The sequence below is a fragment of the Streptococcus sp. 116-D4 genome, assembly GCF_009731465.1.
Taxonomy (GTDB): Bacteria; Bacillota; Bacilli; order Lactobacillales; family Streptococcaceae; genus Streptococcus; species Streptococcus pseudopneumoniae_E.
On record NZ_AP021887.1, the window covers coordinates 1,493,250 to 1,505,904 of the forward strand.

Consider the following 12,655-nt stretch of genomic DNA (forward strand, 5'->3'; position numbering starts at 1 on the left):
CAAAGTAAAAATAGGAAACTGACGAAGTCTTCGATGAAGATAAGACAGTTTATCTTTTTTACACAGCTTTTCGGCCGGGTTCAATTACTCAAGATACAAATCATTAGAAAGGTTTGATACTAAAGTATCTAAACCTTTCACGCTAATCGCTATCAGGCGATTAGCTAAATGCTTTACTAACTCTCTCGTCAAATAATATCGATTTGACTCGATCGTGTCGCTCTTTCCTACCGTTAATCATCAGAAAAGTTTGATGCTAAAGTATCTAAACCTTTCACGCTAATCGCTATCAGGCGATTAGCTAAATGCTTTACTAACTCTCTCGTCAAATAATATCGATTTGACTCGATCGTGTCGCTCTTTCCCAAAATCAGTAAGAGTCGTTTAGGAAAAATTGCTATCAAAAAATCGAGAATTAGAAGATCCTAAAAACCTAAATACCCTCATCTTTGTATCAAGTACGTACAGAGTCTATTTTATCATATTTTTCTTAAAAAGTGCGGTCTTTATCATTAAAAAGGAACCATTCCCCTCACCTGAGAAGAATGGTTTGCTTTTTATTATCCTAGAGACTGATGATTAAACAAGGCATGGGTTGCTTGGTGGATGTATTTGGCTGTTTCAGCACTATTCATAGTGTAGAGATGCACACCGGCAACATCCTGAGTTACCAAGTCCACTATTTGGTCCACTGCATAGGCAAGTCCTGCTGCTCTGAGCGACTCAGGGTCATGCTCATACTTGTCTAAGATGGCTTTAAATTTACGTGGAAGATGGATATTCTCACAAGTCTTCAAGAGACGAAGAGCTTGGTTACGGTTAAGGATTGGCATAATTCCGGCGTGAATGGGAACATCAATCCCAGCCAATATGCACTTGTCTTGGAAATCATAGAAGCGCTCATTGTCAAAGAAAAGTTGGGTTACAAGGCTTGAGCAGCCTGCATCCACTTTCTTCTTAAGATTTTGAATATCTGAAATCTGATTTGGCGAATCTGGATGCCCTTCTGGATAGCAAGCTCCAATAATATCAAAGTGAGGAGCTTGCTCCCTGATGAACTCAATCAAGTCAGTTGCGTAGCGAAAATCCTTTTGCGGTTCCACATCTGGAATAATATCCCCACGAAGAGCCAAGATTTTCTGCACCCCAACCTTGTCCAAGTCAGCAATCGTTTCAGCAACCTTGTCCTTAGTCAAATAGATAGCTGGCAAGTGAGCAATGGTTGGAATCTCCAAGTCATTTTGGATAAAATCAGCCAAACGAACCGTTGTTTCCTTGATATTAAATTTATTATTGCTGGCGGTCACACTGATAAAGTGTGGCGCCAAGTCCTGCATATCTTTCAGGGCTGCAATAATTTTGTCATTGCCTACTGCTGGGTTTGGAGGGAAAACTTCAAATGAGAGGGACGGTGTTTGACGTGACATAGTCATTATCCTTTTCTAGTTGATTTTTTTGTTAGCTTGACTTTTAGAGCCCAAGTAGAACAGGTAGATTAACCAAATAGCGCTTCTTGAGAAATCCTTATCTTACAATTTCTCACGCGCAGCTTTAGCTGCTTCAACAAGGCGAATCAAGCTTTCTTTTGTTTCTGGAATACCACGTGTTTTCAAACCACAGTCTGGGTTGATCCAAACTTTCTTGCTTGGCACTTTAGCAAGGATGGCTTCGATTGTGTGGTCAATTTCGCCTTCATTAGGCACACGAGGTGAGTGGATATCGTAAACCCCAGGTCCCACTTCTGTTTGGAAGTTTTTAGCTTTGAGTTCGTCCAAGATTTCAAGGTTTGAACGGCTAGCTTCAAAGGAAATAACATCTGCATCCATGTTGTCGATAGCTGGGATGATATCTGTAAATTCTGAGTAACACATGTGAGTGTGGATTTGAGTATCTGGCGCTACTGTTGAGTGTACCAAGCGGAAGGCAGGAATTGCCCAGTCAAGATAGTCTTCGTACCAGTCGCTACGACGGAGTGGCAATTTCTCACGAAGAGCAGCTTCGTCGATTTGGATGATTTTCACACCAGCAGCTTCAAGGTCAAGCACTTCATCCTTGATAGCAAGGGCAATTTGAAGAGTAGAATCCTTGATAGAAATGTCTTCACGTGGGAATGACCAGTTGAGGATGGTAACAGGTCCAGTCAACATACCTTTAACAGGTTTGTTTGTACGGCTTTGTGCATAGCTAGACCATTTAACAGTGATAGGGTTAAGACGAGTCACATCACCCCAGATGATTGGTGGTTTCACCCCACGCATACCGTATGATTGTACCCAACCATTTTTAGAGAAGAGGTAACCTGACAAGTTTTGACCGAAGTACTCAACCATGTCATTACGCTCAAATTCACCGTGAACAAGGACATCAAAGTCGATATCTTCTTGCCATTTGATCCATTCATCGATGGTTTCAGCAAGGAAAGCATCATATTCTTCTTGTGACAATTCACCCTTACGGAAGGCCAAACGTTTCGCACGAACTTCCTTAGTTTGAGGGAATGAACCGATGGTTGTTGTTGGAAGAGCTGGAAGTTTGAAGGCTTCTTCTTGGATAGCTTCACGTTCAGCAAAGGCTGGCAAACGAGTGTAGTCTGCATCTGTCAATCCTGCGATACGAGCACGAAGTTCCGCATTTTCACCAACACGTTCAGTCGCAAAGAGTTCTTTGTTTGCTGCAAGAGCTTGTTCACCTTGACCGTTGCGGATAGCATCCAAATCACGGATCTCATCCAATTTTTCAACTGCAAATGCAAAGTGGTTCAAGATAGCTGGTTCAAATTCTTCATTAGCAGTTGTAAATGGCACATGAAGAAGTGAGCATGAGCTTGTCAAGACGATGTTCTCAGCTGGGATTTGCTCAAGAACCGCCAAGCTCTTTTCGTAGTTGTTGCGCCAGATATTCTTACCATTGACAATACCTGCATAAAGAGTTTTGTCGGCTGGGAAGCCACCTTTGACCAATTCAAGCGTTTTCTTACCTTCAACGAAGTCAAGAGCGATAGCATCTACTGGCAATTTGATAAGGTCAGCGTAAACGTCACGAACGTCACCGAAGTATGTTTGAAGCAAAACTTCAAGACCTTTTTTGTCCGCCAACAATTTGTTGTAAATGTTCAAGAAGAGTGCTTTTTCTTCTTCTGTCAAGTCTTTGACAAGAGCAGCTTCGTCGAGTTGGATACGAGTTGCACCAAGTTCAGACAATTTTGCAAAAACGTCTTGGTAAGCAGCTACTAAGCTATCTACGAAGTCTTCTGCTTTCACGCCTTCTTCATAGTCTGATAATTGAAGGAAAGTGAATGGACCTACAAGGACAGGACGAGTGTTTAAACCAAGTTCTTTTGCTTCTTGGAACTCATCAAAAATCTTGTGACCAGCCAATTTTACTTGAGTGTCTTTTTCAAATTTTGGAACGATATAGTGGTAGTTGGTGTTGAACCATTTCTTCATTGGAAGGGCACGAACATCCCCTTTTTCTCCTTGGTAACCACGTCCCAAAGCAAAATAACGTTCAAGATCAGATAATTCTAAGTTTTGTACTGATGCAGGAACTACGTTGAAAAGGAAAGCAGCATCTAGGAAATTGTCATAGTGAGAAAAGTCATTTGATGGGATTTCAGTGATGCCTTTTTCTTTGACGATGTTCCAGTGTTTAGCGCGCAATTCTTTAGCTGCTGCAAGCAGTTCTTCTTCTGAGATTTCTTTTCTAAAGTATTTTTCAGTTGTAAATTTTAATTCGCGGAATTCACCCAAACGAGGGAAACCGATAATTGTAGTTGACATGATGTGTCCTCCAAAATTTGTTGTTGAAACTATCTTAACAGAAAAGAAATCATCTGTATAATTGTAAAAAATTAGGCTTTGATATAGTTTGAAACTATATCTCCGTTTTAGACAAAAGAAAAAGACCTGAGAAAAATGCCTCAAATCCTTTGTATAGCTTGTTTTTTAACTATATTTCAGTTAGACTAACTAAACACGTTATTAGTAATTCTTATAAGTGACTATGGCTTGTTATTAGAAAAGACTATAGCTCAATCCCCTTCTCTCGGAGATTAGCCAGACACTCCTCAAAGTAGGCAGCATCATGCTCCTTGTAAATAGGGCTCGTCAAAGTCTCCTCAGGTAAATCCTCATAAGAAGGACAAATCTTACCACGGTAGTTTTTGTCCAGCCACTCTGGACTGACATTGTAGCCACGGTCAGCCATCTCCTCCATGATCAAGCGATGATAGGCGTAGAGACGATAGGGCGAGTGGGTAAAGACATAGTCCACCGTCGCATGCTTTCTGCCCCAGCCATTCCCACGCAGAGCGCAGCACTCTCGATGTTGCCCCAAGAGCTGGGGACGCGGAAGTTGTGAAATCAAAGCTTCATGCCAAAGTCTCATGGGAGTCTCCTTTCAGTAAAGTCGAATGTTGCAAATAGCTATTTGGGTAACGTTCAAGCAACTCTCTCGTCTTAACAATCAAGTCTTCCTTGGAAGCTTGACCAAAGCGATAGCGATCCAGCAAGAGCATATAATCTTTGCGCTCATCAAGGCTGGCTTGCTTTTTAAAATAGCCCCAAATATGCTGAAAGGCATTGCAAACCTGACCTCTATGCTCAGGAATTTGGCAGGCACGGTCAATCAGTTCCTGAACATGACTTACCTCTACCACTTCTTGCTTGAGATACTGACGAATATCCTTGTAAATATTGCTGGAATGGCTCAAAACAAGGTATTTATTTTCCGCCCAGAGTTGCTGACAAAGGGCACGTTGGTTGTTATTTTCCATATTTCTCCTAACTTTCTACTAGTTTCTAGGAAATCATGAAAAGCAGGCGTTCTTTTTGATACAAAGAAGATAGAAAAGTATTACAGGGAGTTTCGGGCTGTAAGTTTGTTGTAAATTCTGGTTGAGATTTGAGAGCAAAACGCTTCACATCCTCAAGAACGAAATCAATTTGTTCCTCTCTTAAATGTACAATTGAATGCAGAAAATCTACTTCTCTTTCTTCCTTGAAAGCATTAAATTTAGTTTTTGAATAAGCATTTGAACCATAGTAAGAATCCTGTTTTTGTTGACCTTGGCCACTGATATAAGGTAAATTATCTGATAAAGCTATCAATTGAGTAATATTGTTGAAACGACGAAACTTACGGTTTTCAAAACGGTATCTGGTTCTGTCCTGCTCTGACTGAATTCCAGTTTTGCCATCACGAATCGCATTGGGCTGTTTCACTTCGATATAAAAAAGAGGCAGACCATTGACAAAAATAACGATATCCGGACGAAATTCATCTTGTCCATTTTGACAAGTGACTTCAAGCGCCAGATGGAAGGTATTGGCTTCAGGATTTTCCCAATCGATATAAACAGCACCTTCTTGTCCCTGTATCCTTTTAAAAAAGGAACGCCCCAAATCATTTTGATCCAGTTCCAGCTTGATATCGACCAATTCTCCCTCAAAATCTTTATCTGTTAAATAGTTATTAAATGTTAAAAATTTCTCCTTAAAAACAGATACGAGTATATTGGTACCTGGATCTCTTTCTGCAATTTCTTTACTATTACGAGAAAGATAGGTATAGCCCATACGCATGAGACGCAGAGCTCCTGGAATCTGAACCCTGATTAGCTCAGAAAAATCTTTTCTCTTTGCCATAAAAACTTCCTTTTGCTAGTCAGAACTGTCTATTTTTACTAACAATATCTTTCAGACTATCTCTCCAATTTATCGAATTCTTAATTTTCTATTATTATATCACATTCCAAGTGGAAATAACTTCTTCTCTCTCCCTACTTCAACGCACTTTTAACCTTTTTCTTGGTGATGATGCGGTCGTTTTTGTTGGCTAGGGATTTGAGTCTGGCTTCGAGCAGGATTTTTCGACCTGCTTCGTTGCGGGTGTAGACGAGTTGGTAGTTGCCTATGTGTGGTGCGACGGCATTTTGGAAGAGCTGGGCATCTTCCTTGCGTTTTTCAAAGAGGCTAGGGACTACGAAATACTTGGACTGACCTGCTGGTGCTTTTTGAGCGACTAAGAGGTAGCGTTGATTGTCCACTGGGGCAAAGAATTCTCCTAAGGCCTTGGAAAAAAGTTCCTTGTCTCGCATACTGCCACCTTTTAGATAGGCAAAGACATTAAAGCTGTCCTTGTCCTCATCGACCTGCACGCGCGACTGGTCATCAGACAAATGCCCAGCAGTCACCATGGCTTTACGAATAGCTTCACCAATCTGGCGCAAGCGTTTATAAGGACTCTTGTAGCTATAGTAGCGAAAGGCTGTAATAGCTAGGAAGAGGACACAAAGAGCTGTCAGCCATGGTAAGGTAAAGAAGGTTAGTCTAAAGACATAGGTCAGGAGACTAATGGCAAATACCATCAGAGCGTAGCGAAGCCACTTTTCAGCATCCGCTAGGGCGAGCAGAGGGATTCGTTTGCTGTCGGTTGCTACTTCATTGACAATCTCAATCTTGTCAGCAACTATGAGAGATTCCTGCCATTTTTTTCGAAGGGAGGCACGATCCTTGGATAGTTTCATGATCTTCTGGTTATAGTCTTCGAGTTTCTTTTTCTTAAATGGGAACTCAGGAAAGTTTAAGCGATCTAGACCTGTTTCAATGGTATCTTCCTTATAGGACAAGCCAAGGAAATGGTCCATACGGCGGGCAAGGGTTTGTAGGTCCTGATAAGGATTGAGGTCTTGTTCTTCTTGATTCTCCTTAGAAAAGACTGGATTTTTGTAAGGTTTGATGGCTACTAGGTGCCAGATATTGCTAGTCTTATCTTGATGTCCTGGCCAGATACGGATGGCACGGCCCCGCATTTGATTGCTGAGCATAAAGCTTCCGACAAAACTCCCGAGGATGAGAGAGTTGACGCAAGGCGCATCCCATCCTTCTCCCAAGAGAGACTTGGTTCCGACCAAGACCTGGATAGAACCACGTTGGAAGAGTTCGGTCACAGCTGCGACCATCCCCTTAAAGCTGGATGGAAAGCCTACCTGGAGATAAGCACCTTGATCGAGTTTTCCGATGGCAGAGAAGGTCAAGCTAGTGTTTGGAATGAGTGCTTGAAGTTCTGCCTTGACACTAGCCGGTATGATTACGACACTACCTGAAAGGACTGCTATAGGGACAGACAAACCTTGCTTTTGTGCACTTCTGCGAATAGTTTCAAAGTAAGGGAGGACACCTAATTGCGTGATTGGTGCTTGGTCATCTCCCAGATAGCTGGCAAAATCCTGACGGATATAGTCCGCCAAAACCAACTGTCTCAAGTCCTTTCCTAGACTGGCATACTCAGTTTCAAAGATAGATGCAATCCCAGCTAGTTTTCCTAGAGATTGGTTGAGGATTTGGTCATTGGCCTTGGATTTGACCAAGAAAACCTGACGTTTTTCAATCAACCCTCTTGATTTCAGTTCTGCTTCTATCTTTTTCTTTGTCTCCTGCGGATCCTCATACCAGTCAGGTGTCTGATAGAGAAGGCCTTGCAAGAGAACTTCGAGCCAGTAGTAATTAAGAGCAGGCAAACCTTCAGCACCTAGTAAATCTTGTAGATGCTTGGGGATTTCCTGTTTTTGAGCCTGTAGATAAATGAGGAGCGCTAAGAGATACTTGGGATCCTCAAGGAGCATATCCGCAGAAATTTCCCCTTTGAGAACCTTGGAACTCCGAATCAACTCTTGGAAGTCAGGATCAACGACTAGTTGGCTAACATACTGCCACTTGGTGTCTTCAAACTCTTCCAAGCGCTTGTCCTCTTCCTTAGTCGGAAAACAGATATAAACAAAATCCTGATGAGGGCAAAGAGTGTCTTCCTTGACTAGTTCAGGTACCGTGATTTCTTGATCGATCTCCCCGCACATTCGGATATAGCGTTCCCAGAGTTCAGGCTCGCTGTCATATGGTGGTGTCGCTGTCAGGGAGATGACTTGCAGCGGTCCATACTGCTTGCGAAAGGCTTCCAGACTTTTCCACCATTCATTGCGCAGGTGGTGGCATTCGTCCAAGCAAAGAGTCGCAACTTTCTGAGCTCTTAGGCTTGCAAGCAAGTCAAACCCCACAAAGTCCTCAACCTCGCCGTTATCTTCTTGAGATTGCATCTGTTGCATGGCACTGTGAAAGGCTTGGTAGGTGGCAATGGTGATTTGCTTCATGTCCTTGAGATTTTGAGACACGAGACTTGTGACCTGGTTCTCATCCTCTAAAAAGGCCTGGCGAATCCTATCCACCCATTGTTCCCGGATGATCACTGTCGGTACCAAAACGAGGGCAGGCTTATCAAAGCGGGCAATCAACTCGATTCCTATGGTTGTTTTCCCTGAACCTGGTGCTGCCACCAAGTGAACATGCCCATCTGCTTGGTATTCTTGGAAGTTGTCCAAGACCTGTTTTTGGTAGTTGCGCCAAGTGCCATTAAACTTCAATCCTAACATGATTTTCCTCATTCTAAGCTGTCATTTTCTTATTCCCATTTTACCATACTTGAGTCAAAGTCACACGAAGTATCCCATCTAGTCTTTCTCCTCAAAATATGGTATAGTAGAGTTATACTATCTATGAGGAGTTTACATGTCACAGGTTAAACAAATGAAAGCTGTTTCTCCCCTTTTACAGCAAGTTATCAACATCTCATCGATTGCCGGTGGGGTTGGGAGTTTGATTTTCTGTATTTGGGCTTATCAGGCTGGGATTTTACAGTCTAAGGAAACCCTCTCTGCCTTTATCCAGCAGGCAGGTATCTGGGGGCCACCTCTCTTTATCTTTTTACAGATTTTACAGACGGTCGTCCCTATCATTCCTGGGGCCTTGACCTCAGTAGCTGGCGTCTTTATCTATGGTCACATCATCGGGACAATCTACAACTATATCGGGATTGTGATTGGCTGTGCCATTATCTTTTATCTAGTGCGCCTCTATGGAGCTGCCTTTGTCCAGTCCGTCGTCAGCAAGCGTACCTATGACAAGTATATCGGCTGGTTGGATAAGGGCAATCGTTTTGACCGTTTCTTTATCTTTATGATGATTTGGCCCATTAGTCCAGCTGACTTTCTCTGTATGCTGGCTGCCCTGACCAAGATGAGCTTCAAGCGCTATATGACCATCATCATTCTGACCAAGCCCTTTACCCTCGTGGTTTATACCTACGGTTTGACCTATATTATCGACTTTTTCTGGCAAATGCTTTGACATGTAAAAAATCCGTTTGGCTTCCCAAGCGGATTTTTAGAACGTAGATTGACTATAGCTTGATACTAAATATACTTTGGTATGAAAATCATATTTATTTTTCGATAGTGAGGCGAGGACTTACCTAGCCTTTCCGCCGTGATAGAAACACCTGAAATCATTAGATTTCAGGTGTTCGGAAACTTTGAGACATTAGGCTCAAAGTTTAGGTATGGAATTTCGAAGAAAGTCGCTACCGTCCGTAATCACTTAAGGAAAGGCTCAAAAATATTGTTTTCAACTACAAAATCCGTTTTGTTTCCCAAGCGGATTTTGTGCTTTATTTTGAAACTTCTTTTGCAAGAACAAAATTCCCAAGTGTGGCAGAACCATTTCCTGCGACTGCTGGCGTTACAATGTAATCACGCACATCTGGTACTGGTAGGTAACCGTTGAGAAGAGCTGTAAATTTCTCACGGACACGGTCCAGCATGTGTTGTTGAGCCATGACTCCTCCACCAAAGACAATCACGTCTGGGCGAAAAGTCACTGTCGCATTAACCGCAGCTTGAGCGATATAGTAGGCTTGAACATCCCAAACAGGGTTGTTGAGTTCAATATTTTCCCCACGAACACCTGTACGAGCTTCCAAACTTGGACCAGCTGCATAGCCTTCCAAACAGCCTTTGTGGAATGGACAAACACCGTTGAATTCTTTTTCAATATCCATTGGGTGTCTAGCCACATAATAATGACCCATCTCAGGGTGACCAACACCGCCAATAAACTCGCCACGTTGGATAACGCCTGCACCGATACCTGTACCGATTGTATAGTAAACCAAGTTTTCGATACGGCCACCAGCATTATTACGGGCAACCACTTCACCATAAGCAGAGCTGTTTACGTCTGTAGTGAAGTACATTGGCACGTTTAGGGCGCGACGAAGGGCACCAAGCAAATCCACATTTGCCCAGTTTGGTTTTGGAGTTGTCGTGATAAAGCCATAGGTTTTTGAGTTTTTATCAATATCAATGGGACCAAATGAACCAACTGCAAGACCAGCAAGGTTGTCGAATTTTGAGAAGAACTCAATGGTTTTATCGATTGTTTCGATTGGAGTTGTTGTTGGAAATTGTGTTTTTTCTACAACGTTAAAGTTTTCATCACCGACAGCACAGACAAACTTTGTACCGCCCGCTTCCAAGCTTCCATATAATTTTGTCATGATAAACCTCTTGTTTTTATTTTCTTTATTATAGCATATTTCGAAAGTCTAAATTTCTCTATTTTTAAGATTTTCCTCTGTAAATCTTACCATTCAAGCAAAAACGAACAAACATGTCATTTGTTCGTTTTCATTTTGAGAGAGAGTATTAAGCTTTCACTTCGATCACAGCATCCCCCTTCGCAACAGAACCTGTTGCGACTGGAGCTACTGAAGCGTAGTCAGCTGTATTTGTAACGATAACCATTGTTGTATCATCAAGTCCAGCTGCAGCGATTTTGTTTGAGTCAAATGTTCCAAGAACATCGCCCGCTTTCACCTTGTCACCTTGGGAAACTTTTTTGTCAAATCCTTCACCGTTCATTGAAACAGTGTCGATACCAACGTGAATCAAGATTTCAGCTCCGTTTGCTGTTTTCAAACCATAAGCATGCCCTGTTGGGAAGACGATTGTCACTTCAGCATCAGCTGGTGCATAGACAACATCTTGACTAGGTTTCACAGCGATTCCTTGTCCCATAGCTCCACTTGAGAAAACTGGGTCGTTCACATCAGCAAGAGCTACAACGTCACCAACGATTGGAGTTTGGATGACACCTTCGCTAGGAGCAACAACAGTACCAGTTACCGCTTCGTCAACCAAACGTTCAGTTGTAGTTTCTGAAGCTACTTCTGCTTCATCTTCATAACCAAACATGTAAGTAAGAGCAAAACCAAGAGCAAATGATACAGCTACCATAAGAAGGTATTGTGGAAGTTGTCCGTTACCAATGTAGAGCATTGTACCTGGGATGATAGTGATACCATTACCAGTACCAGCAAGACCAAGGATAGATGCCAATCCACCACCGATAGCACCAGCGATCAATGAAAGGAAGAATGGTTTACGGAAACGCAAGTTAACCCCGAAGATAGCAGGCTCTGTAATACCAAGGAAGGCAGAAAGAGCAGCAGGGAAAGCAAGTGTTTTAAGTTTAGGATTTTTAGTTTTCACACCAACGGCTACTGTCGCAGCACCTTGAGCAGTCATGGCAGCTGTGATGATAGCGTTGAATGGGTTAGCATGGTCAGCAGCAAGCAATTGAACTTCAAGCAAGTTGAAGATGTGGTGAACACCTGATACGACGATTAATTGGTGAACTCCACCAATCAAGAAACCACCTAGTCCGAATGGCAAGTTAAGAATTGCTTTAGTTCCAATGAGAATGTAGTTTTCAACAACGTGGAAGACTGGTCCGATAATAAACAAACCAAGAATTGACATAACCAAAAGTGTTACGAATGGTGTCACCAAGAGGTCAAGAACGTCTGGAACAACTTTACGAACAGCTTTTTCAAATTTAGCTCCGACAACCCCGATGATGAAGGCTGGAAGAACTGAACCTTGCAAACCTACAACTGGGATAAATCCGAAGAACTGCATTGCAGTTACTTCACCACCAGAAGCAACAGCCCAGGCATTTGGAAGTGAGCCAGATACGAGCATCATACCAAGGACGATACCAACGGCTGGGTTACCACCGAATACACGGAAGGTTGACCAAACAACCAATCCTGGCAAGATGATAAAGGCTGTGTCAGTCAAGATTTGAGTGTAAGTTGTCACATCTTGTGGAAGTGTCATTCCGAGAGCAGTCAAGAGACCACGAACACCCATGAAGAGACCAGTCGCTACGATAACTGGAATGATTGGTACGAAAACGTCACCGAAAGTACGGATCGCACGTTGGAACCAGTTTCCTTGTTTCGCAGCTTCTGCTTTCATGTCATCTTTAGATGATGTTGGCAAGCCAAGCGCAACAACTTCATCGTACATTTTGTTAACTGTACCTGTACCAAAGATGATTTGGTATTGACCTGAGTTAAAGAAAGCACCTTGAACTTTTTCCAAGTTCTCAATCACTTCTTTATTGATTTTTCCTTCATCTTTGACCATGACACGTAGACGAGTCGCACAGTGGGCAACACTGTTGACATTTTCACGTCCGCCCAAGGCATCGATGACTTTTTTTGCAATTTCCTGATTGTTCATTTGCAAAAATCTCCTTATATAAAATTTTGTAAAGTGTTTGAAAGCGATTTTATCCGCCCTACGACTATTATTTTATCATGTTTTAAAAATATGTCAAGCGTTTTGCAGAAAAAATATTTGTTTCTTGGTGCAATGTCTTTTATTTTGATAGATTTTGATAGTTTATTAAGAAATTCTTTAAAAAATTAGTTTAAAATCTGAGTTAAAAAGAATTTTCTTTCACTTTCTTTTAATTTT

The 12,655-nt window shown here is 42.2% G+C and carries 8 protein-coding genes and 1 pseudogene; 1 reads left to right on the forward strand and 8 read right to left on the reverse strand.

The genetic code is table 11. The features are described from left to right. Window positions 1–560: 560 nt before the first annotated feature. The 6 genes and pseudogenes from metF to UKS_RS07605 all read right to left on the reverse strand — a co-directional run bounded on the left by metF (window position 561) and on the right by UKS_RS07605 (window position 8,425). Window positions 561–1,427: a methylenetetrahydrofolate reductase [NAD(P)H] gene (metF, locus tag UKS_RS07580; protein WP_156013077.1), complete on the reverse strand. Its 867-nt coding sequence runs from the start codon at window positions 1,425–1,427 to the stop codon at window positions 561–563. A gap of 102 nt (window positions 1,428–1,529) precedes the next feature. Further along, complete coding sequence (gene metE / locus UKS_RS07585) at window positions 1,530–3,779, reverse strand: 5-methyltetrahydropteroyltriglutamate--homocysteine S-methyltransferase (RefSeq protein ID WP_156012466.1); 2,250 nt, start codon at window positions 3,777–3,779, stop codon at window positions 1,530–1,532. A gap of 244 nt (window positions 3,780–4,023) precedes the next feature. After that, complete coding sequence (locus UKS_RS07590) at window positions 4,024–4,386, reverse strand: TIGR02328 family protein (RefSeq protein ID WP_156012470.1); 363 nt, start codon at window positions 4,384–4,386, stop codon at window positions 4,024–4,026. After that, window positions 4,370–4,774, reverse strand: a complete 405-nt coding sequence (locus UKS_RS07595) for a YbgA family protein (protein ID WP_156012472.1) — start codon at window positions 4,772–4,774, stop codon at window positions 4,370–4,372. Before UKS_RS07595 ends, UKS_RS07590 begins: the two co-directional genes overlap by 17 nt. Window positions 4,775–4,805: 31 nt before the next feature. Then, window positions 4,806–5,645 (reverse strand): annotated as a pseudogene (locus UKS_RS07600) (type I restriction endonuclease); the annotation flags it as partial. A 134-nt stretch (window positions 5,646–5,779) separates the two neighbouring features. Then, a complete protein-coding gene (locus UKS_RS07605) occupies window positions 5,780–8,425 on the reverse strand; it encodes a DEAD/DEAH box helicase family protein (protein ID WP_156012474.1) in 2,646 nt (881 codons plus the stop codon). Between the two features lie 136 nt (window positions 8,426–8,561). Between UKS_RS07605 and UKS_RS07610 the strand changes: the two genes are divergently transcribed. Next, window positions 8,562–9,179 (forward strand): TVP38/TMEM64 family protein, encoded by a 618-nt coding sequence (locus UKS_RS07610; protein WP_049495278.1) that lies wholly within the window; start codon window positions 8,562–8,564, stop codon window positions 9,177–9,179. 319 nt (window positions 9,180–9,498) lie between these two features. On the opposite strand, the gene scrK is transcribed toward UKS_RS07610, so the two are convergent. Together scrK and UKS_RS07620 are read right to left on the reverse strand one after the other, a co-directional pair. Next, entirely contained in the window at window positions 9,499–10,386 is an 888-nt protein-coding gene (scrK, locus tag UKS_RS07615; RefSeq protein ID WP_049524643.1) for a fructokinase ScrK, read from the reverse strand. 148 nt (window positions 10,387–10,534) lie between these two features. Then, on the reverse strand, window positions 10,535–12,418 hold the full coding sequence (locus UKS_RS07620) for a sucrose-specific PTS transporter subunit IIBC (protein WP_156012476.1): 1,884 nt from the start codon (window positions 12,416–12,418) through the stop codon (window positions 10,535–10,537). Between the last annotated feature and the right edge of the window lie 237 nt (window positions 12,419–12,655).